The sequence below is a fragment of the Actinoplanes sp. NPDC048988 genome (assembly GCF_043197815.1).
Taxonomy (GTDB): Bacteria; Actinomycetota; Actinomycetes; order Mycobacteriales; family Micromonosporaceae; genus Actinoplanes.
The window spans coordinates 63,884-89,781 of the sequence record NZ_JBICTW010000014.1; the positions used below are offsets into that span (position 1 = coordinate 63,884).

General features: G+C 71.0%; 25 protein-coding genes. 13 read left to right on the forward strand and 12 right to left on the reverse strand.

Going from position 1 to position 25,898, the window contains the following annotated elements; translation table 11 throughout:
• Positions 1-3 precede the first annotated feature (3 nt).
• Positions 4-714, forward strand: coding sequence for an alpha/beta fold hydrolase (locus ACGFJ7_RS33645; RefSeq protein ID WP_392645785.1), 711 nt, complete (start codon positions 4-6; stop codon positions 712-714).
• Here the strand turns inward: ACGFJ7_RS33645 and ACGFJ7_RS33650 are convergent.
• The gene (locus ACGFJ7_RS33650; protein WP_392645787.1) at positions 708-3,416 is read right to left on the reverse strand and encodes a helix-turn-helix transcriptional regulator; all 2,709 of its coding nucleotides are present in this window, start codon (positions 3,414-3,416) and stop codon (positions 708-710) included. The two genes, ACGFJ7_RS33645 and ACGFJ7_RS33650, sit on opposite strands and share 7 nt — an antisense overlap.
• Before the next feature lie 285 nt (positions 3,417-3,701).
• The gene (locus tag ACGFJ7_RS33655) at positions 3,702-4,514 is read right to left on the reverse strand and encodes a hypothetical protein (protein ID WP_392645788.1); all 813 of its coding nucleotides are present in this window, start codon (positions 4,512-4,514) and stop codon (positions 3,702-3,704) included.
• An 861-nt stretch (positions 4,515-5,375) separates the two neighbouring features.
• On the opposite strand from ACGFJ7_RS33655, the gene ACGFJ7_RS33660 reads away from it, so the two are divergent.
• Positions 5,376-6,104, forward strand: coding sequence for an SDR family NAD(P)-dependent oxidoreductase (locus ACGFJ7_RS33660; protein WP_360254695.1), 729 nt, complete (start codon positions 5,376-5,378; stop codon positions 6,102-6,104).
• Between the two features lie 3 nt (positions 6,105-6,107).
• Here ACGFJ7_RS33660 and ACGFJ7_RS33665 read toward each other — a convergent pair whose 3' ends face one another.
• The 3 genes from ACGFJ7_RS33665 to ACGFJ7_RS33675 form a co-directional block, all read right to left on the reverse strand.
• On the reverse strand, positions 6,108-6,305 hold the full coding sequence (locus ACGFJ7_RS33665) for a hypothetical protein (protein ID WP_392645790.1): 198 nt from the start codon (positions 6,303-6,305) through the stop codon (positions 6,108-6,110).
• Positions 6,306-6,363: 58 nt separating this feature from the next.
• Complete coding sequence (locus tag ACGFJ7_RS33670) at positions 6,364-6,954, reverse strand: response regulator transcription factor (RefSeq protein WP_392645792.1); 591 nt, start codon at positions 6,952-6,954, stop codon at positions 6,364-6,366.
• A 148-nt stretch (positions 6,955-7,102) separates the two neighbouring features.
• Positions 7,103-8,416, reverse strand: coding sequence for a BTAD domain-containing putative transcriptional regulator (locus tag ACGFJ7_RS33675; protein ID WP_392645794.1), 1,314 nt, complete (start codon positions 8,414-8,416; stop codon positions 7,103-7,105).
• A gap of 127 nt (positions 8,417-8,543) precedes the next feature.
• Here ACGFJ7_RS33675 and ACGFJ7_RS33680 point away from each other — a divergent pair, with 127 nt between their 5' ends.
• The 3 genes from ACGFJ7_RS33680 to ACGFJ7_RS33690 all read left to right on the forward strand — a co-directional run bounded on the left by ACGFJ7_RS33680 (position 8,544) and on the right by ACGFJ7_RS33690 (position 10,210).
• The gene (locus ACGFJ7_RS33680) at positions 8,544-8,720 is read left to right on the forward strand and encodes a hypothetical protein (protein ID WP_360254703.1); all 177 of its coding nucleotides are present in this window, start codon (positions 8,544-8,546) and stop codon (positions 8,718-8,720) included.
• 70 nt (positions 8,721-8,790) lie between these two features.
• Entirely contained in the window at positions 8,791-9,288 is a 498-nt protein-coding gene (locus ACGFJ7_RS33685) for a sigma-70 family RNA polymerase sigma factor (protein WP_392645796.1), read from the forward strand.
• Positions 9,289-9,340: 52 nt separating this feature from the next.
• The gene (locus ACGFJ7_RS33690; RefSeq protein WP_392645798.1) at positions 9,341-10,210 is read left to right on the forward strand and encodes an alpha/beta fold hydrolase; all 870 of its coding nucleotides are present in this window, start codon (positions 9,341-9,343) and stop codon (positions 10,208-10,210) included.
• A gap of 59 nt (positions 10,211-10,269) precedes the next feature.
• On the opposite strand, the gene ACGFJ7_RS33695 is transcribed toward ACGFJ7_RS33690, so the two are convergent.
• From ACGFJ7_RS33695 to ACGFJ7_RS33705, 3 genes are all read right to left on the reverse strand, one after another.
• Positions 10,270-10,785 (reverse strand): MarR family transcriptional regulator, encoded by a 516-nt coding sequence (locus ACGFJ7_RS33695; RefSeq protein ID WP_360254709.1) that lies wholly within the window; start codon positions 10,783-10,785, stop codon positions 10,270-10,272.
• Positions 10,786-10,898: 113 nt separating this feature from the next.
• Positions 10,899-12,806: a BTAD domain-containing putative transcriptional regulator gene (locus ACGFJ7_RS33700; protein WP_360254711.1), complete on the reverse strand. Its 1,908-nt coding sequence runs from the start codon at positions 12,804-12,806 to the stop codon at positions 10,899-10,901.
• 60 nt (positions 12,807-12,866) lie between these two features.
• The gene (locus tag ACGFJ7_RS33705; RefSeq protein WP_392645800.1) at positions 12,867-13,673 is read right to left on the reverse strand and encodes an alpha/beta hydrolase; all 807 of its coding nucleotides are present in this window, start codon (positions 13,671-13,673) and stop codon (positions 12,867-12,869) included.
• A 499-nt stretch (positions 13,674-14,172) separates the two neighbouring features.
• Here ACGFJ7_RS33705 and ACGFJ7_RS33710 point away from each other — a divergent pair, with 499 nt between their 5' ends.
• The 5 genes from ACGFJ7_RS33710 (at position 14,173) to ACGFJ7_RS33730 (ending at position 16,063) form a co-directional block, all read left to right on the forward strand.
• Positions 14,173-14,475 (forward strand): hypothetical protein, encoded by a 303-nt coding sequence (locus tag ACGFJ7_RS33710; RefSeq protein WP_360254714.1) that lies wholly within the window; start codon positions 14,173-14,175, stop codon positions 14,473-14,475.
• On the forward strand, positions 14,472-15,179 hold the full coding sequence (locus tag ACGFJ7_RS33715) for a GNAT family N-acetyltransferase (RefSeq protein ID WP_360254716.1): 708 nt from the start codon (positions 14,472-14,474) through the stop codon (positions 15,177-15,179). The genes ACGFJ7_RS33710 and ACGFJ7_RS33715 overlap by 4 nt, the downstream gene beginning before the upstream one ends.
• Positions 15,154-15,471 carry a helix-turn-helix domain-containing protein gene (locus tag ACGFJ7_RS33720; RefSeq protein ID WP_360254718.1) on the forward strand — a complete coding sequence of 106 codons (318 nt, stop codon included), beginning with the start codon at positions 15,154-15,156 and terminating at the stop codon, positions 15,469-15,471. The genes ACGFJ7_RS33715 and ACGFJ7_RS33720 overlap by 26 nt, the downstream gene beginning before the upstream one ends.
• A gap of 82 nt (positions 15,472-15,553) precedes the next feature.
• The gene (locus tag ACGFJ7_RS33725) at positions 15,554-15,847 is read left to right on the forward strand and encodes a hypothetical protein (protein WP_392645802.1); all 294 of its coding nucleotides are present in this window, start codon (positions 15,554-15,556) and stop codon (positions 15,845-15,847) included.
• Between the two features lie 18 nt (positions 15,848-15,865).
• Positions 15,866-16,063 (forward strand): hypothetical protein, encoded by a 198-nt coding sequence (locus ACGFJ7_RS33730; protein WP_360254722.1) that lies wholly within the window; start codon positions 15,866-15,868, stop codon positions 16,061-16,063.
• Here ACGFJ7_RS33730 and ACGFJ7_RS33735 read toward each other — a convergent pair.
• The gene (locus ACGFJ7_RS33735; protein WP_360254724.1) at positions 16,051-16,329 is read right to left on the reverse strand and encodes a hypothetical protein; all 279 of its coding nucleotides are present in this window, start codon (positions 16,327-16,329) and stop codon (positions 16,051-16,053) included. The two genes, ACGFJ7_RS33730 and ACGFJ7_RS33735, sit on opposite strands and share 13 nt — an antisense overlap.
• 2 nt (positions 16,330-16,331) lie before the next feature.
• Complete coding sequence (locus tag ACGFJ7_RS33740; protein WP_360254726.1) at positions 16,332-16,772, reverse strand: hypothetical protein; 441 nt, start codon at positions 16,770-16,772, stop codon at positions 16,332-16,334.
• Positions 16,773-16,980: 208 nt separating this feature from the next.
• On the opposite strand from ACGFJ7_RS33740, the gene ACGFJ7_RS33745 reads away from it, so the two are divergent.
• Genes ACGFJ7_RS33745 through ACGFJ7_RS33755 form a run of 3 tightly spaced genes read left to right on the forward strand, consistent with a single transcriptional unit; the run spans position 16,981 to position 21,794 of the window.
• On the forward strand, positions 16,981-20,412 hold the full coding sequence (locus ACGFJ7_RS33745) for a discoidin domain-containing protein (RefSeq protein WP_392645805.1): 3,432 nt from the start codon (positions 16,981-16,983) through the stop codon (positions 20,410-20,412).
• Between the two features lie 59 nt (positions 20,413-20,471).
• Positions 20,472-20,867, forward strand: a complete 396-nt coding sequence (locus ACGFJ7_RS33750; protein WP_360254730.1) for a GNAT family N-acetyltransferase — start codon at positions 20,472-20,474, stop codon at positions 20,865-20,867.
• A 24-nt stretch (positions 20,868-20,891) separates the two neighbouring features.
• Positions 20,892-21,794: a hypothetical protein gene (locus ACGFJ7_RS33755; RefSeq protein WP_392645807.1), complete on the forward strand. Its 903-nt coding sequence runs from the start codon at positions 20,892-20,894 to the stop codon at positions 21,792-21,794.
• A 245-nt stretch (positions 21,795-22,039) separates the two neighbouring features.
• On the opposite strand, the gene ACGFJ7_RS33760 is transcribed toward ACGFJ7_RS33755, so the two are convergent.
• Entirely contained in the window at positions 22,040-22,498 is a 459-nt protein-coding gene (locus tag ACGFJ7_RS33760) for a hypothetical protein (protein WP_392645808.1), read from the reverse strand.
• A 759-nt stretch (positions 22,499-23,257) separates the two neighbouring features.
• Positions 23,258-25,708: a discoidin domain-containing protein gene (locus tag ACGFJ7_RS33765; protein ID WP_392645809.1), complete on the reverse strand. Its 2,451-nt coding sequence runs from the start codon at positions 25,706-25,708 to the stop codon at positions 23,258-23,260.
• Positions 25,709-25,898: the final 190 nt, after the last annotated feature.

Below are 25,898 nucleotides of genomic sequence, written 5' to 3' on the forward strand. Positions count from 1 at the left end.
TCCATGTCGCTCGTTCTGTTGCACGGCCTGACCTTCGACAAGCGGCACTGGGACCCGCTGCGCCGGGTGCTCCCGGCCGGCCGGCCGGTGCTCGCCCCGGATCTGCCCGGCCACGGCGACGCCCCGCGCCGCGACACGTACCGGATGGCCGAGGTCGCCGGGATCATCCACGACCAGGTCACCGCGGCCGGCCTGACCGACCCGGTCCTCATCGGACACTCCATCGGCGGGATCATCGCCACCAAGTACGCGGCCCTCTACCCGGCCCGGGCCGTCATCAACCTCGACCAGCCGCTGCTGCCCGGCCCGTTCGGGGCCACCGTCCGCCAGGCCGAGCCGCTGTTGCGCGGTCCCGACTGGCGCCAGTTCTGGGACCGGATGCTGGCCGGCATGGCGATCGGCACCCTGCCGCCGGAGGCCCGGAAAATCGTCGAGAACGACACCGATCCGCGGCCCGACCTGCTGCTCGGCTACTGGGACGAGCTCCTGCACCACACCGACGAGGCGATCCGGGCCGAGCGCCAGACCGACCTGGCCGCCCTGCGCGAACGGGAGGTCGGCTACCGCTGGGTGACCGCCGGCGAGCCGCCCCTGCCCTACCTGGGCTGGCTCACCGCCGCCCTGCCGTCGGTCGCGGTGACCGTGATGCCGGGCAGCCACTTCCCGCACCTGGCCGACCCCGCGGCGATCGCCGCGCTGATCCCGGGTCAGTGATCGCCCAAGGCCCCGGCCAGCTCGCGGCGTGAGCCGATGCCGAGCTTGGTGAAAACCTTGCGCAGGTGCCATTCGACGGTGCGCGGGCTCAGGAACAGCGCGGCGGCGATCTCGGCGTTGGTCCGGCCGGCCACCGCCAGACGGGCGATCTGGCCCTCCTGGGCGGTCAGGTCGGCCGGCGCGCCGGGGGTGCGGGCGCGCACGGTCTCACCGGTGGCCGTCAGCTCGCGGCCGGCCCGCTCGGCGAAGGCCTCGGCGCCCATGGTGGTGAACGCCTCGTGGGCGGCCCGCAGCTCGACCCGCGCTTCGGCGCGCCGGTTGTCGCGGCGCAGCCACTCGCCGTACAGCAATCGGGCCCTCATCTGCGGCACCGGCATCGCGGCTGCGCCGTGACGCGCGACGGCCTCGCGGAAAAGCTCGTCGGAGGGCTCCAGAAGCGCGTCGGCCAGCGCCTGAACCCCCAGCGCCCAGTCGTTGCCGACGGCCGCGGTCCGCACGGCCAGCCGCTCGCGGGCCTCGGCGGCGACGGCGCGCTGACCGGCCCGGACCGCCGCCTCGACCAGCTCGCCCAGCGTCCACTGGTAGACGGCCGGGTCCGGATAGGACACGCCCTCACGGGCCGCCGCCAGCGCCGCCTCGTACTGGCCGAGACCATTGCGCAGGACGGCTTCGGCGTACGCGGTCAGGCCGATCAGCCGGCCCTGACCCCGCGCCCGCGCGTCGGCCCGGGTCCGCTCGAACAGTTCGGCCGCCTCCCGCTCGCGGCCCCGGTAGGCGGCCAGCGTGAGCGCGGCCGACGGGATCGTCGGGATGGTGGTCGCCGCCGCGGCGGCCGCGCACTCGTCGAGCAGACCCGAGGCGTCCGAGAACCGCCCCAGCATGATCAGGTTGCCGGCCCGGAAACTCAGCGCCGTCGGCAGCATCGACAGGGCGCCGATCCGCCGGGCGAAGGTGATGGCCTGCTCGGCCCGCCGCCGCGCGAGGTCGATCCGGAACACCTCGTGCGCGGCCGGCGCGGCCAGCCACAACAATCCGAGGTCCTCACGGTCGTTCATCGATTCCAGCGCCTGTACGAGTTCCGGCGCGGCCACCGCGTGCCCGGACACCGCCCAGGTGGTGAGCGCGGCCAGGAACCGGCCCGCGAAGCTGTGGCTGGGCGGCAGGCCGCGCGCCGACTCGGCCGCCAGGCGCAGGTCGCCGGCCCCGCCGAGACGTCCCGAGTACATGGCCGCGCCGATCGCCATCAGGTAGGTCTCCCGGGCCCCGTCCGCGTCCAGTTTCTCCAGTTTGCGGGCGGCCGCCAGCAGCGGATGCACGCTGGACACGCCCGGATTGGTGAGGAAGGAGACGCGGGCCCGCAGCCGCTCGACACGGGCCTGCTGCAACGGGGTCAGCGGGGCCAGCTCGGCGGTGGCCAGCAGGGCCGGCACGAGCTCGGGGGAGCCGGCGTCGGCCCGGGACCGGGCGGCCCGCAGCAGTAGGTCGGCCCGGCGGCCGGGGTCGGGGGTGAGCTCGGCCGCGCGTTCCAGGAAGGCGGCGCCGGCCGACCGGCCGCCCCGGGCCAGCGCCCGTTCGGCCGAACGTTCCAGCTCGGCCGCCACCTCGTCGTCGAAGCCGAGGGTGGCGTGCGCGCGATGCCAGGCCCGCCGGTCCGGGTCCTGCTCGGGGTCGGTGACCTCGGCCAGCACCCGGTGCACCTCGCGCAGTTCGGCCGCGTGCCCGGACCGCCAGGCGGCCGAGCGGACCAGCGGATGCCGGAACCGCAGGCGCGCGCCCACCTCGATCAGGTCGGCCGACTCGGCGGCGGCCGCGGCCTCGGGCCCGATGCCGAGACGTTCCAGGGCCTGCCAGAGCAGCGGTACGTTCCCGACCGGCTCGACGGCGGCGGTGAGCAGCAGCCGGCGGCTGTCGGCGGGCAGGGCCGCGATGCGCCGCTGGAAGCCCTCCTCGACCCGCCCGGCCAGCGGGGCACTGCCCCGCCCGCCGAAGCCGAACGCCAGCTCGGCCGGGGTGAGCCCCCGAGGCAGTTCGAGCAGGGCGAGGGGATTGCCGCGGGTCTCGGCGACGATCCGGTCGCGCACTCGGTCGTCGACGGGCCCGGGAAGCACCGAGTCGAGCAGCGCCCGGGCGTCGGCGTCGGCCAGCCCGTCGACCCTCAGCTCGGGCAGCCCGCGCAGCGTCTGGTCATCGGCCGGGGTCCGAACGGCGAAGACCAGCGCCACCGACTCGGCCTCAAGCCGCCGAGCGGCGAAGGCGAGAATGGTCGCCGACATCCGGTCGACCCACTGCGCGTCGTCGACCACGCATACCAGCGCCCGCTCGGCCGCCGCCTCAGCGAGCAGATGCAGAACGGCCAGCCCGAGCACCAGCGCCTCAGGCGGGTTGCCGCCGCGGAGCCCGAACGCGACAGACAAAGCATCCCGCTGCGGCTCCGGCACGGCGTCGAGGTACCCGAGCAGCGGCGCGCAGAGCTGCTGAAGCGAGGCGTAGGCGATCTCACTTTCCAGCTCGACCCCCGCCGCCCGCACCACCCGGCAGCCATCAGCGTGCTCAGCCAGGTGATCCAGCAGCGCGGTCTTGCCGGCCCCGGCCTCACCCCGAAGAACCAGCACCCGGCTCTGCCCCGCACGGACGTCACGCACCAGCCGGTCGAGCGTCTCCTGCTCGCGCCGGCGCCCACGCAACATCACTTCACCCGGCACGTCTTCCCCCTAGTCCGTGCCGGAGCGTACACCGGAAACGTGGGAGCGCGCCCAACCGAACTACCTGCTGAGCTGGGCCTGGGCCCCTCACCCGGTCGGCCTCTACGCCCTCGCTTCCCAACCGGAGCCACCTTGCAGCACGCGCGCCGCCCGGCCATCCCGACGGTGAGTCCCTCTACGCGCGCCTGGCTTCGAGACAGTGGCCAATCCATGCCTCCGCGCGACTTCCTATCGCCCTACCCGATGCCACCAAGCGCCGCCATTGCCCAGCGCCAACCGGATTAGCTATTGTGTATTCGGGCGCGGCTCCCTTGGCTCGTTACTCGAGAATGTCTTCGTATGGCGCAACCTGCATAACGCGCGGCACGGATATCGCCATATTCGCGCCGCAGCCGACGATCGCTCCGTAATGCCATTGTTGCGCGACATTCCCAGTAGCCACCGCGACGGCGAGAACAAGTAAGCGGCGAACGGCACTGTCATAGCCAACGCTCGATCGCCATCACCGGCCGCTGAGAAACCTGGCAAGACAGTCTCGGCTTCGCCCCGAACCGCCGCCGCCTCAGCCCGCGTTACGACCTCGACCTCCGCCTGGGCGCTGGCCGTCGCCTCCGTCACGGCCTTCTCCTGGGTGCTGGCCGTCGCCTCCGTCACGGCCTTCTCTTGGACGCTGGCGGCCGTCTCGGCCTCGGCCTTCACTTCGGCGCTGGCGGCCGTCTCGGCCTCGACCTCCGCCTTGGCATCGGCTGTCGCCTCTGTCTTGACCCCCGCCTTGGCGCTGGCGGCCGTCTCGACCAACGCCTCGATCTCCGCCAGCGCCTCGGCTCCGACCACCGGCTCGGTCTGGGCCGTTGGTTGGGCGTCGATCGTCGAGTTTTCGCTGGCCACTGGCTCGGTCTGGGTCAATGCCTCGGCTACCGGCTCGGCCCCAATTGTCGGCTCGGCTGTCGGCTCGGCCTCGGCTGTCGGCTCGGCCTCGGCTGTCGGCTCGGCGTCGGCTGTCGGCTCGGCTGTCGGCTCGGGTCCAGGTTGGGGCTTGGGCTCGGCTGCCAGCTCGGGCTTGCGTCCAGGCTCGGTCACCGGATCGGACTTGGGCATCAGTTCGGCCTCGGCTACGGGTTCCGCCTCGGTTGCCGGATCAGGCTTGGGCTCGGCAATAGGCTCGGGCCTGGTCGCCGGTTCGGCCTGGGGCGTCGGGTCGGTGTGGGCCGGCTTCCTGGCGGAACGCGCGGGCGCGGCTTGCGCTGGGCCTTCGAGCTGGCGAGCAGGCGTCACTCGGTCAGCCGGGCCGCATGGACCTGGCCACTGGGCGTGGTCGTAGGGTGCCTCGCCGGTCGGCGCCGGCGGGCCAGGGGCCTCGTCGTCCCAGATCAGCGGAGGTATGCGCTCGACCGGATCATGCAGGCCCACCTCCCCGCACGCCCGCGAACAACCATGTAACTGACACAACTTCGACGCATGGCGCCGTTTGAGTCCCCACCGCCGACGGTCCGCTTGATCCCGCCGAAAACCAGCTTGGGACGGCGAGTAGTTCCGCGCCCTAGTCCAATCCCGCATACTAGAAACTACCGACCTCGAGAAAAACTCCAGCTGTGCCATAAAGCATTATCTCGCACCCCGAAGATCGAAATCAAAGGAAGGATCATGCCAATCATAGGCTATTCCTGACCGGCGAAATAGGCGGCTGTTGAAGCAGCATCAGCGTCGCGGAGGCAGAAGCATTCGCGTGAGTACACGGGGTGCCTCCTCGTCGTTGAGGTGATGCCCGCTCCTTCGCGGACACCTATAAGGTGATCCGCTACCGAGGCGGGCGAAGTCGCGTATCGAGGACCAGCGCGATTCTGAGCCACGCGTCGGGCCTTGCGCCGTACGTCGGTGATGCCGCGTGAAAGTGGTCCTGCCGGTCCCAGGATCGGTGGGGCCCTTACTGGGGTGGCCGTCCGGACGGAGATTGGCTCCATGGACATCATGAATCGGACCGCTCTCATCGTTGGTGGCAGTACGGGCATCGGGGCCGGGCTGGCGCGGCGCCTCGCCGCCGCCGGCAGCACCGTTGTCACCGCCGCCCGTAAGGACGCGGATGTGACGATCGACATCACCGACGCCGAGTCGGTTCTGCGGGCCCGCGATGCTGTGCTGGCCAGCCACCCCGGGCTTGACCTGGTCGTCGTCTCGGCCGGGCTCATGGCGACCGAGGATCTGCGGGATCCCGCGCACTTTGATACCGCCCGTGCGATCGTCGAGACGAACCTGCTCGGCACGATCCGGGTCGTCGACGCCTTCACCCCGCATCTGATCGGGCGCGGAGCAGGGGCCTTCGTCACCGTGACGTCGGGGATCGGCTTTCTGCCGTTTCCGCTCATGCCCACCTATGCCGCGTCCAAGGCCGGGGTGCACGCCTACTCCGAAGCGCTTCGGGCGCAGCTCGACGGCACCGGCGTCGAGGTGGCCGAGCTCGTTCCGCCGGCGGTCGCCACTGTGCCCGAGGCGAAGCGGCTGAACCCGCACGCGCTCGATCTGGAGCCGTTCCTCGACGAGGTCCTGGAGCAGCTCGGCCAGAGCCCGACCCCGCACGAGGTCCTGGTGAAGGGCGTGCTCACGCACCGGTGGGCCGAGCGCGACGGCACGTACGACGATCTGGTGCGGCAGCGGTCGGCGGCGCTGGCCACGCTGCCGGGACGGATGTAGCCGTCACTTGAAGGCGCTCGGCCCGTACTCCCACTCCATGATGGAGCGGAACGCCGCCCGTACCGACCGGTCGTCGTCGAGGTCGACCTCGAAGCGGCGGTTGCGTTCCCTCTCGTACTCGGCGGTGACCCGGTCCATCGGGTAGTCGGCCTCGCCCAGCGCGGCCAGCGCCTGCCACAGGTAGAGCGTCCAGCGGCTCATGTCGGTCTCCTTACGAACGTGGCTCCTCACCGCTTGAACGCGTCCCCTCCGTGCGTGTTCAGATGTGTGACCCGGGACCCTGGGGAAACCGCGTGAGGAAGCCGAGTTCGATGGCGCGCCGGGTGAGCTCCGCCTTGTTCCCGGCCTGGAGTTTGGTCCGGATCCGCTTCACGTAGGTGCTGACCGTCGACTCGGTCAGGCCCATGCGGCGGGCGATCTGGCTGTGGGTCAGGCCTTGCGCCACCCAGCGCAGGGTTTCCACCTCACGGTCGGTCAGCCGCGGTTCGTGGCTGGGCGTGGGCAGTGCCGTGAGCAGTTCGGCCGCCACGTAGGCGCCGCCGCGGCGCACCGCCTCCACGGCCAGGCCCAGGTCGGTGGCCGCGCTGCGCCGGGTGATCAGGCCGATGGCGCCGCCGCGCAGCGCGGCCAGCAGGTCCGGTGGGCTCGGCGGGCGCACCAGCGCGACGACGCGCGGCCGCTGCCAGGATGCGGGCGGAACCCGCTCGTCCAGGTCGACGACGACCAGCGTCGGCGACGGCACGGCGCGCAGGGCGGTGAGGTCGGCCAGTTCGTGGCGCACGGTGAGGCCGGGCGACGACGTCAGGATGCGGGTCAGGCCGGCCCGGACGATCGGGTCGGCCGCGACCACGGCGACGGTTTCTATGTCTTTCCCCTTCCAGTGTGCAATCGGCGCTGCACGTCCCGGATCGCCGGGAGCCGCAGTTCGGCCGGGATGTCGAGGGCCGCGCGCCACGCCGGGTGGGCGTCGCCGCCGGTGAGCGCGTCGCCGAGCGCGATCAGGGCTTCGGCCTCCCCGGCCCGGTGGCCGGCTTCGCGGTGCAGCTCGACCGAGCGGCGCAGCGGGCCGGCCGCGATCTCGGGCTGACCGGCCGCTGCCGCAGCTGGCCCAGGCCGAGCAGGCAGCCGGCCACTCCGCGCCGGTCGCCGAGGCGCAGACAGCCGGCCAGGCAGCGCTGCATGTGGGCCTCGCCGAGCCGGTCGCCGGTCCGCTCGGCCGAGACCAGCGCCGCCCGTGCCGGCGCGAGCCATTCGTGCCGCAGCCCGCTGCCCTGATAGAACGGCACCATCGTGGTGGCGAACTGCCACACGCCCGGCCCGTCCCGGCGTTCGATCAGCGCCCGCAGCACGCGATGCCCGGTGCGGAACCACCGGAACGCCCCGCGGTGGTCGCCGAACTCCTCGACGGTCACGCCCTCCGGCCGTACACCCGGATCCGGGGGTTCGAGCAAAGGGCAGAGGAGCCGGTTCGCCTCGTACGCCGTGTGGCGGTAATGGGCGAACAGGCGCGTTTCCGCCGCGTCGAGCTCGGCCGGCTGGTCCCGCTTGGGCGAGAGTTCTTTCGCGTACGCCGTCAGCAGCGCATGCGAGGCGAGTCGTTGCGACGGTGTGGTCAGGAGCAGGTTCTCGCCGGTGAGACGGGCCAGCACGGGTACGGTTTCCCGTTCCGGCCGCCCGGCGAGACTCGCCACGGCGGCCGGGGTCAGGTCGCGCCCCGGGTGCAGCGACAGGAGGCGGAACAGCCGGGCCGCGGGTTCGGGCAACGCCTCGTACGACCCGGCGAAGGCCGTCCGCAGCCCACCGAGGGCGTCCAGGCTGTCCCGGCGCAGGCGCGCGGCCAGTCCGTCCAGGCGCCTACAGGTCTCGGTGGCGACCGCCGTCAGGGCGGCCGGCAACCGCCCGCACGCCTCGACGATCGCGTCCAGCGCCGCCCGCTCGGCCGCCCGCGGCCGGGGTTGCAGCACCTCGTCGTACGCGGCCCGCAGTTCCGCTCCCGGGTCCACGCCCAGCTCCCGGGCGAGCGTGTCGCGGACCCACTGGAACAGCGCGAACGCGTCGGCCTGCCGGCCGTCGGCGGCCAGCATGAGCATCAGCCGGGCCTGAAGCGACTCGTCCAGCGGGTTCCTCTCGGCCGCCCGGCGCACGGCGGGCAGGATCTGGCCGACGCGGTCGAAGGCGACGGCGGCGCGGGCCGCGTCCCGGGCCACCGTCGCGTACTCGGCGTCGATGGAGAGGAAGACGGAGTAGCGGCGGTCACCGCTGAACGCCCGTACCGGCCCGAGCACGGTGAATCGGATCGGGTTCTGGCTCACAACGGCGCCAAAGATAGCGGCCCGTACGGGCGTACCGAACTCTTCTGAGAGATAGTCGCCCCCGGTGAACCCGGGCGTTCCCGAGCCGTTGTGGAGGAGTTACGGCACCTATCGAAGGAGTTCCACCATGCGTCTCGCCCGGATAGCACCCCTAGCGATCGTCGCGAGCTTCGGCCTCGCCTTCGCGTCGGCCTGCGGCGAGGAGCGGACCGCGGCCGACGCGGCCGCCGTCACCGCGCCCGGCCCGGACAGCAAGCCCGCGCCGGAGCGGCCCACCGTCTACCTCTACCGTCGCGGCGACTGAACCTCCGCCGCCGCGGCCGGCCCATTCGAACCCCACTGTTTCTCCATCGCCACGACCTAGCTTTCGTCTCGTGGCCAACGAGAACAGTTCCCGGCTCACAGCGCTGCACGCGGAACACGGTGACGCCCTGCTGAGCTATCTGCGCGGATTCACCAGGGGCGACCGGTCGTTCGCCGAGGATCTGCTCCAGGAGACGATGCTGCGCACCTGGCGCCGGATGGACGCCATGCCGGCGGACGGCGAGTCGGCGCGGCGGTGGCTCTACACGGTCGCGCGCAATACCGCGATCGACGCCCTGCGGATGTGCAAAGCCCGCCCGGCCGAGGTGGAGAACCTCGACCTGGCCGCCATGCCGGACGCCGAGGACACCGCGGAGACGGCGGTGGCGATTCAGCAGTTGCGGTACGGGCTGCGCGCGCTCAGCGAGGCCCATCGCACCATCCTCGACGAGTTGTACGTCAAGGGCCGCTCGGTGGCCGACATCGCCCGCGGCCTGGGCGTGCCGGCCGGGACGGTGAAATCGCGCGCGCACTACGCCCTGCGGTCGCTGCGCGAGGCGCTGGCGTGATGCCGCCGGTCACACCGGTGAGCTGGTCCGGGGCCGCCGCGTTGTACCGGACATGGCCATTCACACCGTCGACGTCAACGGCGTCGAGCAGCGATATCACGTGTATGGGCGGGGGCCGGCGGTCGTCGTGGCGATGCCCGGCGGCCCCGGCGTCTTCTGGGACTACCTGCGGATCCCGGCCGTCGAGGAGCACGCCCGGGTCGCGTACGTCGAGGCGCTGGGCACCGGCGAGTCGGGCCGGCTGCCGACCCACCCGGACGGCTACACACGCGAGCTCTATTCGGCGGCGATCGACCGGATCGTCGACGACCTCGGCGCCGACAAGGTCTTCCTGCTGGGGCACTCGTACGGCGGTTTCGTCGCCCAGTACTACGCGTCCACCCGCCCGCGGCGCCTGGCCGGCGTGATCCTGTACGACAGCGCCCCGGTCACCGGGGCCGAACAGGGCGCCGAGGTGGGGCGCCAGGTCGAGCTGTTCGTCAAGCGCAACGAGGGCAACCCCGAGGTGCCGGCGGTGCTCCAGTCGCTGCAGGCGGTCGGCTCGATCACCGACGACGCGCAGCTGACCCTCGCGCTGCGCGGGCTGCTGCCCTCGTACCTGGCCGACTATTGGGGCCGGGAGGCCGAGTTCGAGCCGTTCCGCGAGCACATCCGGGTCAACTACATCTCGGGCCGTGACGCCGAGGGGCACGCCGAACCGATCGACGACCGGGAGTTGCTGGCCGGAATCGCGGTGCCCGCCCTGGTCATCGCCGGGCGCTACGACATCATCTGCGGCGAGCGCTGGGCCCGCGAGATGCACGACCTGATCCCGGGCTCGCGGCTGGTCATCCTCGAGCACAGCGGTCACCTCGGCAATGTCGAGGAGCCCGAGCGCTTCCAGGACAGCGTGCTGCAGTTCATCGCCGCCCACCGGGAGTAGTAGCCCGCTTCACGAGAAAGGGCCGGCGCTGCGCCGGCCCTTTCTCGCGGGGGGAACGCTCAGGCGGCGCGCATGAAGGCCGGCTTGCGGTCGGGGAGGTTGGCCAGCACGCGGGCGACGCTGGTCAGCGCCGGCAGGTCCCGCTGGTCGAGCTGGTCCAGGACGTGGCGGTGCACGCTGGCCGCGTACGCCCGGTCGCCGCGCCGCAGCCACTCGAGGCCGGCCTCGGTGAGCACCGCGTTCCAGCCGCGCCGGTCGTCCGGCACCTGCTCCCGGGTGACCAGGCCCTGCTGCTCGAGCTTCTCCACGATGCGGCTCATCCGGCTCAGCGACAGGAAGGCGGTGGCGGCGAGCTCGTTGATCCGCATCCGGCGATCCGGCGCGTCACCGAGGCGGCGCAGCGTGATGTATTCGCTGAGGGTGCGGTTCTGCTCACATTTCAGGTCGGAGTCGAGGTTGCGCTGCACGGTGACCGCGGCGCTGAGGAACGCGTCGAGGAACGCGATCTCCTCGGCCGACAGAGCCTGCTCGGCGACCCGCGGTCCCTGGCGTTGCGGAAGCCAATTATCGGCCATTGTCCCGGTCCTTTCTTTTTGCACAGTCACCCATACGACGGTGGTTGTCCCGCCCGGGTTCAGGAAAGGGGTCGTTTAGGTGCGGACCGTGGCAGGGAACACGCGGGGGCGCATCATCCGGGCGGCCGGGCGGCTTCTCGCCGAGCGGGCACGCGACGCGGCTGATCGATCCAGCCCAGGTGTTCGTAGAGCCGGGACGCGGCCGCGTCCCGGCTCCGCGGCGTGTCCTCGGCCGCGCTCAGATCGGCCGCGTACGCGCGCAGCAGGTCGTGCACCTGGTGGCGGCCACCGCGGACCTGGGTCAGCATCTGCTGCGCCAGCTCGCCCAGCAGCGACCGGGCGGTCCGCTCGCCGGTGCCGGCCAGGGCGGCCGCCACGTCCACGGTGATCTCCGGGCCCGGATAGAGCGGCAGCAGGCGGAACAGGGCCGCCGCGGCGGGGGAGAGGGCCCGGTACGACCACGAGAAGACGGCGGTCAGGGTGTCGTCGAAGCCGTCCAGGTGGTCCGGGCTCACGCCCAGGTCGGCCGCGATCTCGGTGAGCGGGGTGTCCGGCCGGGCCATCGCCCGCGCCGCCACCATGGCCAGGGCCAGCGGGTGCCGGCCACAGCGCTCGATCAGGGCCTGCACGGCGGTCGGCTCGGCGCCGACCCGGGCCCGGCCGAGGCGGCTGACCAGGTTCTCCCGGGCCTCGGCGGTGGAGGGCAGTTCGATCGGCAGCGGGTGGGCCCCGGCCGTGATCAGGTCGGTGATCCGGGCCCGGCTGGTCACCAGCACGAGGCTGCCCGGCGTGCCCGGCAGCAGGTGGCGGATCTGCTCGAAGTCGCGGACGTTGTCGAGCACGAGCAGCATCCGCCGGCCGGCCAGCAGGCTCCGGAAGAGCCCGGCCGCGGCCTGGAGTTCGGCGGGCTGGTCGTCACCGCGTACCCCCAGGGAACTCAGCAGCCCCCGCACGGCCTCGATCGGAGTCATCGGTCCCTCCGGGGCGAAGCCGCGGAGATCGGCGTAGAGCTGCCCGTCCGGATAGGACGGTGCGAGCCGATGGGCCAGGTGGATGGCGAAGGTGGTCTTCCCGACGCCGGGCATGCCGTCGAACGCGAGCGCCACGGTCGGGCGGCCCTGCCGGCGGTCGTCGGCCAGAATCGCCTCGGCCCGGGCGAGCACGTCGGCCCGGCCGGTGTAGTAGGGATGGTCGCCCGGCAGCTGAGCCGGAACGAACGCCCGCGGCGGCGCGGCCCGATCGTCGGGCGCGGGCGCCGCGGCCGGCTGCTGGCGCAGCACGCGGTCGCGGGCGGCGCGGAGCTCGGGGCCGGGATCGAGACCCAGCTCCTCGGAGAGGCGGCGCTGAATCTCCTGGAAGGCCTCCAGGGCTTCGGCCTGGCGGCCCTCGGCGGCCAGGGCCAGCATGACGCGGGTCTGCAGTGCCTCGTCGAACGGCCGCCATCCGCCGATCCGCCGCAGCGTGGGCAGGATCAGCCGGGCGTGACCGGCCCGCAGGGCCACGTCGCCCGCCTCACGGACGGTCTGCGCCAGCTCGGCCTCGAGGGCGATGAAGGCCGGGTGAGTACGGGACACCGGCTCGAGCCCGGCCGCCGGCGGACCCTGCCACAGCGCCAGCGCCTCGGCGTAGTGGTGCACCGCCTCGGCCTCGCCCGCCGCCTGCCGCGCCCGCCGCACGAGGGCCCGGAAGCGCAGCAGATCGAGCGCGTCCTCGTCGACCTCGAGCCGGTAACCGGCCGAGTGCCGCACCAGGTGCTCACCGACCGCCCGTACCGGCAGGGTGGGCTCGATCAGCCGGCGCAGCGTGCCGACCGCGCGGTGGATGCTGTTCACCGCGCTCGCCGGCGGGTCGTCGCCCCAGATGGCGTCGACCAGCTCAGCCAGGCCGACCACCGTGCCCGCCCGGGCCAGCAGGAGAGCCAGCAGCAACCGCTGCTGGCGCCCGCCGAGCTCGAGGTCCACCGTGCCGTTGCGGACCCGCACCGGGCCCAGAACGCTGAACCGTAACGTCGTCGCAGCCACGTTCGCCATTGAACCCCGGCGCCGCGCCGTCGACCCGGTTCAGGTGGTCTTTCTCCTTGTTTACCGTACGGTCTCGCGCGCGGCCTTCTCGATGAACGAGGCCGTGGTGCCGGGGTGCGAGACGAAGACCGAGTGCGAGGCGCCCTTGACCGTCCGCACCTTGGCGTGCGCCCGCTCGGCCATCCACTGCTGGGCGGCCGGCGGGATGTTCTTGTCGGCCCCGCTGATCAGGTCGTAGCTCGCAATGGTCTGCCAGGCCTGGGCGCCGGCCGCGTCCTCGGCCAGCGCCGCCTGGTCGATCGGGCGCTGCGAGACGGCGGACAGCTTGGCGTCCTTGAGCGGGACGTCGGCCGCGAACTGCCGCGGGTACTTGGCCTGGTCGATGTACAGGTCGACGTGGCCGCCGGGCAGCGGCACCTGCTTGAGCGTGTCACCGAGCGTGCTGCCCGGGAACTTGCCGGACAGGTCGGCCGCGCTCTCGCCGGCCTGGGGCAGGAAGGCCGCGACGTAGACCAGTGCCTTGACGTTCTTGTCGCCGGCCGCCGCCTTGGAGATGACGCTGCCGCCGTACGAGTGACCGACCAGCACGATCGGCCCGTCGATGCTGTCGAGCAGGGCGCGCACGGCGGTGGCGTCGGAGGCGACGCCGCGCAGCGGGTTGGCCGCCGCGACGACCGGGTAGCCGTCCTTCTGGAGCCGTTGCACGACCCCGTTCCAGCCGCTCGAGTCGGCGAACGCGCCGTGCACGAGCACGACGGTCGGCTTCTTGGCGGCGTGGTGGTTGCCGCCCGCGTAGGCGGCGGTGCCGGTGAGACCGGCGGCGAAGACCGCACCGGCACCGACGAGACTGAGGACCTTTTTGTTCATTGCCTTCTCCTTCGTTCGAGCCGAAGTTAGAAATCGCCAGTGGACATCTAGTGGCGAATCTGTGCGTGGTCTCGGCCACGTGTGCGCGCCGCCACAACCGACCGGCCGACCGTCACCTGGACGCTGACCGCCTATCTGATCGACTCGGCCGTCCTCACCCCGGTGCTGAGCCGGCTCGGCGACCTCTACGGGCGGCGCCGGCTGCTCGTCGTGGTCCTCGCCCTGTTCGCGGCGGGATCCGTGCTCAGCGCGATCGGTGCCGGCCTGATCTCGACCGTGTTCGGCGTCGGCAGCGGCCTCGGGCTGCTGCTCGGCGCCGGGGTGACGCTGCCGCTGCCGGCGGTGGGACGCGGGTCGGTCTGGGGCTGGACCTCCCCGCTGACCCTGGGGCTGATCGCGGCCGGCCTGGTCGTGCTCGCCGTGTTCGGCCTCGCCCAGCGGCGCACCGCGCGTCCGCTGGTCGATCTGGGTCTGCTGGTGCGGCCGGCGGTCCTGGTCGTTGCTGGCCCTGTTCGGGGTCGGCCTGGCGCTCGCGGTCATCCCGGTCATCGTGGTCGAGGCCGTCCCGGCCGCGCGCGCGGCGGAGATGGCCGGGGTGAGCTCGCTGATCCGCTCGGTCGGCTCCTCGGTCGGCACGCAGGTGATGGCCGGGATCGGAGCCGTCTCACCGGCCTTCGTCTTCGGTGCCGTGGCGACGCTGCTGGCGGCGATCGTTGCGACCCGCATCCCACGGGTGAACTCCGCCCTCGCCGCCGGCGTCGCAGCGGGTGACACCGTCGACTCGGAAAGGACCACGGCATGAACTCCGTACCGGACAACCTGGTCTGGGCCGCCCTCACCGGCCCGCAGCACGACTTCGCCGAGATCCGCGGCGGGGCCGGGCGCTACCGGCCCGGATACTCGCCGCTGGTGGCGGTGCGGGACTTCGGCGACGAGCAGGCCTGGGACGACCTGGCCTCGCTGGCCGGGCCGGGCGCGGTGGTGACCCTGGCCGGGGTCGGCGCCCGGGTGCCCTCGACCTGGACGTCGCTCGGTGGCGGCGACGGCTATCAGATGACCGCCTCGGGCGTCGCGGCCGCCGGCCTCGACGGGATGGAGCGCCTCGCGCCCGCGGACGTGCCGGACATGCTGGACCTGGTCGAGCGCACCAAGCCGGGGCCGCTCGCGCCGCGCGCGGTCGAGCTCGGCACGTTCCTCGGCGTCCGGCGCGAGGGCAAGCTCGTGGCGATGGCCGGGGAGCGGATCCGGGTGCCGGGCTGGACCGAGATCGGCACGGTGTGCACCGACGACTCGTACCGCCGTCAAGGGCTGGCCTCGGGGTTGGTCAGGGCGCTGATCGGGCTGATCCGCGCCCGCGGCGAGGAGGCGTTCCTGCACGTCAACCAGGGCAACGCCGGGGCGCTTCGGCTGTACGAGCAGATGGGGTTCAGCAAGCGCGCCACCACCGGGTTCCTGGCCGCCCGCGTACCCGGAAATCGGCGTGAGTCAGACCGAGAGCGTGCATGAGGGCCGCCGGCGGGACGCCGTTCGCAACCACGAGCGGGTCATCGCCGCGGCCCGGGAGCTCTTCAGTGAGCAGGGCCTCGGGGTGACAGTTCCGCAGGTGGCCGAGCGGGCCGGAGTCGGCAAGGCGACCGTGTACCGCAGCTACCCGGCCAAGCAGGACGTGGTCGTGGCGGTCGCGCGGGAACAGTTCCGGCAGCTGGCGGAGCGGACCCGGGCCGCGCTGGAGGGCGAGGGGCAGCGGTACGCGGAAATGGTCCTCAACGCCTTCCGTCGGTTTTCGGACTCGCCCTAGGTAGATCTCCTGAGGCGGGAAGTGGCATCGAGGGTTCACTCTGAGTACCTGAGTCGATACCACACCGTGAGGGATGATCGATATGCGAAGTCAGCTGCTCGCCGCCCGGGCCGCCGCGCTGTTCAGCAGCGACCTGCCGTCCGGCACCCGCCCCACGCCGGGCGCGGTCGACGCCGCCATCGCCCGGGCCGTCCGCACGCGGGGCACCCGGGGTTGCGTGGCCGACCTCGCCGCCGCGTACGGCGACTACCCGGAGAACGCGGCCACGCGCATGCGCTGGGCCCGCGGGGTCGTCGTCACCGTCTACGAACCCTCACCGGCGGCGACCTCACCGGCGGCGACCTCACCGGCGGCGAGGGAGGCGGTCGCCGCCTGATCGGCTAGGTTGGCGTCCGTGACGAACGACCTGGCCAAGCTCATCGCCGACCGCCTGCACGAGACCCTCGACCAGCGGGTCGCCGCCGAGATCCACGCTCCGCACGTCGAGCGCGGCCTCGCCGCCGGCGGCCCCGACGAGCCGATCATCGCGATCACGGTCGAGGAGGTCGCCCGCATCGCGGCCCGGGTCGCCCGCGAGGCTCAGACCTCGTAGACCTCCAGCACCCGGGTCGCCGGAGCGGCCGCACCCAGCCGCTCCCGCAGGGCCAGCCGCTCGGGGTCGACCATGAAACCGTCGTACCCGGCCCGCTCCGCGAACCGGATCACATGAACCTCGGCCGCGCCGTCCTCCTGCCGGAAGCGCCGCTCGACCCGGCCGTCGTGCCGCCCGAGCAGTGCCAGAACCGCGTCCTCGTACGCCCGCCCGGCCGCGGCGTGCCCGTCGGCCATGTCCACGACGGCGATCAGCAGAAGCCCCATGCCTACACCTCACCATCCGTGGCCAGGTCGTCCCAGCGCAGCTGCCGCAGGCCGGCCGGCGCCAGATCACCGGCCGGAAGCGACACGTCGTCCTGGAACCAGGCCACGACGAGCCGCGAGAAGTGCAGCACCGGGTCGAGTTCCGGATCGACCGGATGCGACGAGAAAAGCCCGACGCAGGTGACCGGCTGCAGCCGCTGCGGCGGCCCGAAAGGCCACCGCTCGCCCGGATCGACCTCGGACTCCGTGCGAGCCGGCGTGACGACGTGCACGGGCCCGAGCGGGAACAGTTGCCCGGCCCGGCGGGCAAGCCCTTCGACGATGTAGTCGTTGATCCGCGCGTTGGGGTAGCCCTCGATGAGGCCGCCGTAGGTCGAACTCAGATGGATGTCGGACAGGTCGATGTCGCGGCCGGAGGCGAGCACCACGTTGGTCAGAGCCACGGCGTCAATCTACGGCGCTGGATTCCCGGCCGATCACGCAGGCGAGCGGTCGAGGGTCGCCGTCCGCGACCAGCGCTGACCCACCGCTCCGGCGCGGCTACCGGCCGGGAGTCCCCGTACGCGGCTTGTAAAGGTCCCGAAACGTGGTCTTGACGGGAGGGGAGGCGAACCGTTGGATGACAACGTTGTCATCGTCTCTGGAGTCATCATGGCCGATTCAAGGAACGTTTCCAGCGAGAAGGTTCCGGGGAATCAGGGCGAGCTCGCCCTGCACCGGCCGGTCACCGCGTCGTCCACCGCGTACGGGCCGGCCCAGCCCTCGTTCGCCGTCGACCGGCTGGCGCAGACCGGTGTTCAAGGGTCGGGCTGGCGAGCCGGTGACGACGGTGCGCAGTGGATCGCCGTGGATCTGCAGGGGCCCTGCGAGATCGAGCGGATCACCCTGACCTTCGAGGCGACGCCGGCCGACGAGCCGTTCGACGGCAAGTACAACGCGACCGACGGGGACGAGATCCAGTCGAGTGCCGCCACGGCGTACACCATCGAAGTCAGCTCTGACGGCGAAAGCTGGGCAGGGGCCTACGAGACGGTCGAGGGCGCCGGCGGCGTCCAGCAGATCACTCTCGCGCAGCCGGTGCGGGCGCGGCATGTGCGGCTGAGCGTGCTGAAGCAGCACAACACCAATCCGGCCGGTCTCAACGGCTTTCAGGTGTACGGGCGGGAGCTCGGCCCCCGGCCCGCGACAACCGGCTGGACCGACTGGGCCGGCGGCAACACCGAGCCCGCGCCCGCGCTCAGCGTCGCCGCGGACGGCACCGTCCCGCTGGAATCCGGCTGGGCGCTGACGATGGACGACTTCGCCGACTCGGACCCGCGCGACTGGGTGCCCGCCACCGTTCCCGGTACGGTTCTGGCCAGTCTCGTCGAGCAGGGCCACCTGCCCGACCCGGTCGCCGGCTTCGAGAACCTGCGCATTCCCGAGGCGCTGTCCCGGCACGCGTGGTGGTACCGCCGCGCGTTCGAGCTGCCGCCCGGCTTCGACGGCTCGCGCCGGGTGTGGCTCGAGTTCGACGGCGTCAACCACGCCGCCACGACCTGGGTCAACGGGGTCGAGGTGGGCACCGTGACGCACCCGTTCGCGCGGGCCGCCTTCGACATCACCGAGGCGCTGAACGGCCGTACCGAGCACACCGTCCGGGTGAAGATCTCGCCGATGCCGCACCCGGGCACGCCCGGCGACAAGTCGCTGGCGAGCTGGACGTTCCTGCACGGCGGCTCGATGTACAAGGATTCGCCGACCTACCTCGCGGTGTCCGGCTGGGACTGGATGCCGGCCGTCCGCGACCGCGCCTCGGGCATCTGGAACCACGTCCGCCTGCGCAGCACGGGCGACATCGTCATCGGCGACCCGCACATCGCGACCAAGGTGCCCGACTTGCGTACGGCCGAGGTGACCGTGACCGTCCCGGTCCGCAACGCCGCCGCCACCGCGACCACCGTGACCCTCACGACCTCGCTCGGCGGATCCGAAACGGTCACCGTGGCCGCGGGCGCGACCACCGACGTCGTCTTCGCCACCGTCCACCTGCGTGACCCTCAGTTGTGGTGGCCCAACGGGTACGGCGAACCGCATCTGCACGACCTCACCGTCACGGCGACCATCGACCGTACGGTCAGTGACTCCCGCCAGGTCCGCTACGGCCTGCGCGAGTTCTCGTACGACACGTTCCAGCCGGTGGTGATCAGCCCGCCGGCCGAGCCGCCGCTGGGCGGGTACGGCCCGCAGACCGTCGACGTCCCGCGGGCCACCGCGCGCTACGTCCGCCTCCAGGCCGGCCGCGGGGCCACCGGCGGGGGCGTGTCGCTGTGGACGCTTTCGGTCCTGAACGGCGACACCGACCTCGCCCTCGGCAAACCGGCGACGGCCTCCTCGAGCGAGTCGTCGAACCCGCCCGGCAACGTCACCGACGGCAACCCGCGTACCCGGTGGGCCTCCGCGGAGCACGCTGACGGCCAGTGGATCCAGGTCGACCTCGGCGCGGCCGCGACGTTCGACCGGGTGAAGGTGGTGTGGGAGACCGCGTACGCCAAAGACTTTGTGATCCAAGCGTCGCCGGACGGCTCGGCGTGGAAGGACGTCAAGGCGGTCGACAACCGTGCCACGGAGCTGAAGATCAGCGTGAACGGTGTGCCGGTGTTCTGCCGTGGCGGTAACTGGGGCTGGGACGAGTTGTTGCGCCGCACTCAGCCGCATTTGCTGCGCGAGGCGGTGGCGATGCATCGGGACATGAACTTCACGATGATTCGTAACTGGATCGGCAGCAGTACCCGTGAGGAGTTCTTCGCGGCTTGCGACGAGTACGGGATTCTGGTCTGGAACGATTTCTGGGAGGCCGGGCCGTTCATCGAGGAGTCGGCCACGTACGACGCGATCGTCGCCGACACGATTCGCCGGTATCGGCATCATCCGAGCATCGCGGTGTGGTGTGGGGCGAACGAGCAGTTCCCGCCGCCGGCGATCGACGCCGGCCTGCGTAGGGCGGTGGCCGAGCTCGACCCGGAGATCGCGTACGTGCCGTCGTCGAACGCCGGCATCGTCAGCGGGAACGGCCCATGGCACTGGATCGATCCCGCCACGTACGCCGACCCGGACATCTACGAGGCCGGCACCCTCGGCTTCCACACCGAGATCGGCATGCCGGTCGTCCCGCACGCCGAGACGATGCGCAACCTGGCCGGCGCCGAACCGGCCTGGCCGATCGGCGAGGTGTGGGGCTACCACGACTGGGCGACCAGCGGAAACCAGCACGTCGGCGGTTACCAGCAGGCGATCGAGGAGCGGCTGGGGGTGGCGTCGTCGCTGGAGGAGTTCAGCGCTCGCGCTCAGTTCGTGAACTACGAGAGCCATCGGGCGATGTTCGAGGCGTGGAACTCGTCGTTGTTCGACAACGCGTCCGGGTTGTTGCTGTGGATGTCGCATCCGGCTTGGTACAGCACGGTGTGGCAGACGTATGACTATGACTTGGATGTCAATGGCGCGTACTACGGCGCTCGGAAGAGTTGCGCGCCGCGTCACGTGCAGGCGGATCCGGGTACGTGGCGGGTGCGGGCGGTGAACCACACTCCGTCGGCGTTGACGAACGTGACGGTGACGGCGCGTGCGTACGACCTGGCGGGAAAGACGCTCGGCCGGGAGCAAAAGCAGACACTGTCCGTGGCGGCTTCCGCGACAACTCCGGCGTTCACGGTTGCCGCGCCGCAGGGTCAACCGCTTCATGTGGTACGGCTGGAAATGCGCACCGCCAAGGGCGAACTCCTGTCGGAGAACACCTATTGGCGGTACACGAAACCCTCCGACATGCGGGCCCTGTCGACAATGGCGAGTACGACACTCGACGTACGCACGAGCCCATCCGGCTGCGGCCTCACGGCGACGATCGCCAATCGCGGTGGGGTGGTGGCGGCGCTGGTCCGGGTCGCCCTGCGCGACGGCGCGGGGGAGCGGGTCCTGCCGGCCGAGTACAGCGACAACTACTTCTGGCTGCTCCCCGGCGAATCCCGCAAGGTGGCCGTCACCTGGCCGTCCCGGCTCGGCCGCCCGCACGGCCTGAAGGTCACGGCCACGGCGTACAACTCCTGAAAGCCCCGCGGCCGGCGCCTTGCCCCCCGAGCGCCGGCCGCGGCCCCTAATGTCACAAGGTGACGATCGAGCTGATACCCCGATTCCCGGTTGAGGACGGCGCCCTCAACGCCTTGCACGCCCGCGCGTTCGGCACTGGTTCCGAGGCACCATGGGCGCGGCGGCTCGAACGTCACGCCCTGACCTGGATCGGCGCCTTCGACAGCGGCGCGCTCATCGGCTTCGTCCAGGTCTGCTGGGACGGCGGCAGCCACGCTTTCCTCCTCGACACTGCCGTCGACCCGGCCCACCAGCATCGGGGGATCGGGGTCGCGCTGGTCGAGGCGGCCACCGCGGAAGCACGGGCAGCCGGCTGCGAATGGCTCCACGTCGACTTCGAGCCCCACCTGGCGCACTTCTACCTCGACCGCTGCGGGTTCCGCCCGACCCGGGCCGGGCTCATCGCCCTGAGATGACCGGGATCCCGTTACCGTCGTCCGGTGACTTTCCCCGAGCATCCGCCGTTGCCGCCCGACGTCGACCCCGACCTGTGGTTCGACACCGAGCGATGCGGACGGCACTACCTGCTCGACGGTAACCCGCACACTTTCCCCGGGCGCATGGACGCCTACTGCCCCGAACAGGGCATCCGAACCCGAGTATCCAAAGCGGAGATCCGGGACTGCTCCGAGCAGACCCGCTATTTCGTCCGCGGTTTCCTGTCCGGCAGCGAGCCGCCCCCGCCGGAGTCCGCCGCCTCCACCGATCCGGCCTACCTATCCTGGAGCAACGCCGCCAGCCGTTTCCGCGAAACCGGACTGTGGCGCGACTCCGACGCGGCGACCAACGCCGAGCCGGCGACCGAACCCGACGCGGAGACCAGCCCCAGTTCCGGCGCGGCGACCGGCCCTCAACTCAGCGCGGGGAGCGGTCCCGGCGCCGACGCTGACGACGAGCTGGAGGAGCTTCCCGAAGGGCTGCTGGTTGCCATCCGGGAACAGGAGACCGTACGCGTCGCTCTCGTCGTCGACATGCCGGACAGCGACGCCAGGCGCGCCGTCGAGGTGGCCACCAAGCTGGCCGAACGGGTCGGCCGGCGAACCGGCGACACCCCCGGCCCGGTCGAGGTGAGCCGTCCGGTGTCCTTCACCCGGGTGTACGCGCTGGTCGGAGTCACCGAACAGCGGCCGTGGGTGGCGGTGCAGACGGCGATGACCGCGTTGGGCCGCAGTGGCTGGGCTCCGGTGACCGCGGTCGAAGGCGAGCAGTACGTGACGGCAGAGTTCAGCGCCGGCCGTGCCCTAAATAGGGGTCTCGACGCCCTCGGAGTGACCGCTCTGGAGATCCACGCAGCCTACGGCCTCGGACACAACCCGTCACGAACGCCGGGCGGCCGCGCGTAGCTCGTCGAACACCTCGGCAGCACGCCAACGGCCGGCCGGCGTGGCCCGTCACGTCGGCTGCCGTCTGGACCGCCCGTTCAAGTTCCACGTTCGCCGTAACGTAGGCGTTGCCCCACCACGCCGCCGTCCCAGGGTATCGCTGGCCACTTTCGGTCATGGGGGATGCATAACCCCAAGATCAAGCGCACTCTTCTGTCGATGTGAGTGCACGAACGTGCCTTCCTGCATGACTTTTGCAGTCCATTTCATACGGGCGTTGCGGGATCTCCGCCCAAAATATTCAGGGCGTCCGCCAAGGCCGCATCAACAATCGGCGGGAAAGTCAGGGACGCAGCAGGCTGACCTTCGTTTGCTCGGACCGTAATTCTCAGCTGCCTGACGCTGGCCCGTTGACGTGGAAGAAGCAAGTCGGCTGGAAACGGCATCGCAGGCGGACGCGGCAGCATGTCCCAGCAATTGCGCACGATCGCGTGGTTCACGAGCGTGGTCTGCTCGGTGGTTAGGACGGCCGGTGAGGCGCCCAAGGGCTGGATGGGTGTGATGGTGAGCAACCTTGAGGGGGTGACCGGCATGTGTACCTCGTGCAGCTCCGGGAGAAGTACCGGGCCAGAAAAGTCGAGTTCGCCGGTCGCGCTAACCGTGACCACGGGAGCGACACTCGTTATCAGAGCGGGATTCGATGAGGAAGTCAGCAACCAGTGCATGTCGAGTAGGAGAAGTTTGATTCTGTCCGCTTCCCGGACCCTGGTCCGCAGCATCGACGGTGTATCCGTCCTGCGCATCGCCTCCGGGGCGCGCGTTGGAGCACGGTGCTTGCGAAGACCATGGGGCCGAGGTGGGAGTTCACATCCTGCATCGTGCGGCGGACAGCCACCGTTCGGACCATTTGGGTTGCGACGAAGGTGGCGAGCGTGGCCCGAAGCGGGCACCGTTCGTCACAACCGCATCGGCAGCCGAACCGCACCGATGCGCTGAGGGTGCGCAAGATGGTGCACGTACGCCGCAAACACCGCTTCGGCCCGGTTCCGATCGTCGATCAATTCGACTTGGTCACCTCGACCATGCACGCCGTATTACCCGCCGCCGCATGGACCGGCTCCGCTGCACGTCGACGGGCGCGGTGTCACCGTCGATCGGGTGCTGTCGGACAACGGCTCGGCCTACCGGCCTGGCGCCGCCGGTGACGCCCCGGTCGTCATCGGCGCTTCCGCTGTCTCGCGGCCGGTCGGGTACGACCGTTACGCCACCGTCGGGCGGTCCGGACGTTGATCCCGACGATCCGGCACGCTTCTACTGTTCCAACGCCTTGACCCACGAGCGCAAGATATGCCTCGCGCTCGCGGGTCAGACGTCGACGGCCCGGGATAACCGACCGGTCCGGGATCTCGAAGTCCATCGCCTCCCCTCAACTGGGGTGTTGCGACGGCTCACGGCACCCAAGCGGTCCGGTGGGCCGTCAGGGCTCAGGCGTCAGGTCGGTCGAAGCTGATGTCGTCGATGACCGCCTCGTCGCCCGTACGCGGGCTGGATCCGCTGGTGAAGGCGTATCCGGTGATGGCGCTGAAGGACGTGGTGGCGTCTTCCTGCGGCAGTGTGCCGATCCGGGTCGACTGGCCGTCGGCGCCGACGGTGTAGAGCGTCGCCCCGGTGGTCGTGGCGACCACCTTCAAGGTCGTCCACGTCTTGAGCCCGACGACGGCGCCGCCAAGACCGGTCCAGACGCCCCCGGAGTGGACAATCCAGCGACCAGCGTTGTTGATGCCGAGGTGGTAGACGGTGCCGGTGCCACCGTCGGCACGCTTACCGAAGATGTCGACGAGCAGGCCGTTGACGTTGCTGACAGGGTAGATGCCAGCCTGCAGGGTGCGGGTGGTCTCTGCGGGCAGGTTCACGCCGGGACCCGGATAGGTGAAGCCGGCCTTCTTGTTCGCGCCGTCGCAGTTGCCGGGATCGATCTGGTCCTTGATCCGGATCGCGTACTGACTGTCGTGCGAGGGGTCGCCGGTGCCGGCCGGCTGGGTCAAGCGCGCACAGGTCACGTCGGACATGCCGTGCGGGGTAGCCGCGTCGTTCTCGAACGAGTTGACGGTCGAGTACAGCTCGAGCTCATTGATCATGCTGCACTTGTCTGGTCCGCCGGCCACGGCGCACGTCGTGGCGTCGGTCGTGATCCGCACGAAGCGGGCCGTGGCGTTCAGGCCGTAGTAGCGCAGGGCCCGGTCACCGGGGGTGTCGATCCGGCCCGGAGTGCTCGAGGCGGGGACCCCGGTGGGGTAGTCCAAGGTGGCCGGGGTCCAGGTGGCGCCGTCGGCCGACGTCTCCACCCGCGCTCCGGTACGGGCGCCGGGCAGCAGGGCCAGGCCCAATTTGGTCAAGGTGTACGTCCGGTCCAGTTCGAGCTGGTAGGTGCCGGTGCCGTCGCCGGCGCCGGAAAGCGCGCCCGACCAGAAGGCGCTGCTGCCGTCGGTGGCGCCTTCGGCTTTGGACCAGTAGTTGGTGCGGGTCGCGTCGTCCGCCGACGGCGCCTGGCCGTACGGGGTGGGCGGGGTGACCGCGGTCGCCGGCGGCGCACCGGTCATGTCGGTGGTCAGCTTCACGGTACCGCGGCGGAGCTTCGTCACCAGATCGATCTTGCCGAGATCGGGGGTGAGGGTGGAGATCTGCCGGTTGACGAGGCGGTACACGTTGGTGCGGTCGTAATCGGCGCTGGTGTTGGACTTGCAGCCGTTGCTGCCGCCGGTCTTGGCGTTGGGCGCGGCGCAGTTGTCGGTGAACTGCACCAGCTTGTTGGCTCCGGTCGTCACCAGCGAGGTGTAACCGGACGAGCCCCACCACCAGTTCGTTGAAGCTGTGGCGTTGTTGCGGTTGCGGTAGGTCGTCTGCTCCTGAGTCCACTTGGTACCGGACGGGTCGGTCGAGATGGCCATCCAGTTGTCCGGCCGGCCGCTGCTGAGCACCAGCAGGCCGTTGGGCATCAAGGCGAGACGCGGCGACACACCATAGACCGCGCAGCCGGGCTGGTCGTCGAAGGTGACGTCGGCGAACGGCGACCACGTCTGGCCGAGGTCGGTGGAGACCTTATAGGACAGCTTGCTGGTCATGCTGCCGTAGTCGCCGCGCGCGACCGCGAGCAGCGCGCCGTCCTGGCGCTCGACGACCGCGGACTCGCCGAACGAGTAGGTCCCGTGGGAAGTCACGGGCCGCATGGTGAAGACCCACGGCGCCGATGTGCCCGACGAACCGGATCCGGCGGGCGGTGTGGCCACCATGACCGACTGGAACGAGACGGCACCCATGTTGAAGGAGATCGGCAGCACCACGGCCCCGTTGGTCATCTGAATGGGCCGGCCGATCGCGTTCACACCAAAGATCGACTCGACCTTGCGCGTCGGAAGGTTCGCCGGCAGGTCGTTGTCGGTGATGGTCGTGACGGCGCTCTGCCTGACCCAGGTCTTGCCCTTGTCGGCCGAGGTCCTGAGGATGAGATCGAAGGTGATGGCGGTCTTGGCGCTGTTGAAAATAAAGTCCGTGTTCGCTTCGAACCGCACACCGAGGAGCCGACCGTCGAGAAGCTGTCCGACCTCGAGGAAGTCGTCTTGGCCGATGTTGTCGTCCGGAGCGAAGGTGGCACCTGAATCGCCCGAGACGAAGGCCTTGTAGGTCTGTTTCACGTTCGTCACATCGCGGTGCGTCGAATACGTGACGGTGATCTGCTTGTTCTGGACATCCGCACCGGTGCTGGGGTCACGCTTGACGACGTCGACCCCGAATCCGCGCGGCTGCGCCGCGATGACCTCGGAGGCGTCGGGGGCATTGCCGGCGCCCCCGGAGTGGAAGGTGTAGATCCCGTTGGCGGCCAGCACCGGCCCGGCGGGCCACGGCGCACCGGCCGCGGCCGGGATGGTCGTGGGCACGCCGCAGGCAGCCTGGGCCGGAGCCGAAGACAGAGGTATCACCACAAGGCTGGGCACGAGACAGGCGGCGGCCGTCAAAGCGCGCCGAAGAAAGATGGTCACACTGCTCCCCGTAAATCGATGATCTTTTGCAGCACGGGAACTTATCAACGACGCGTCCCGGCCGCTGCCCTGTTTCCGGCCATCCGGA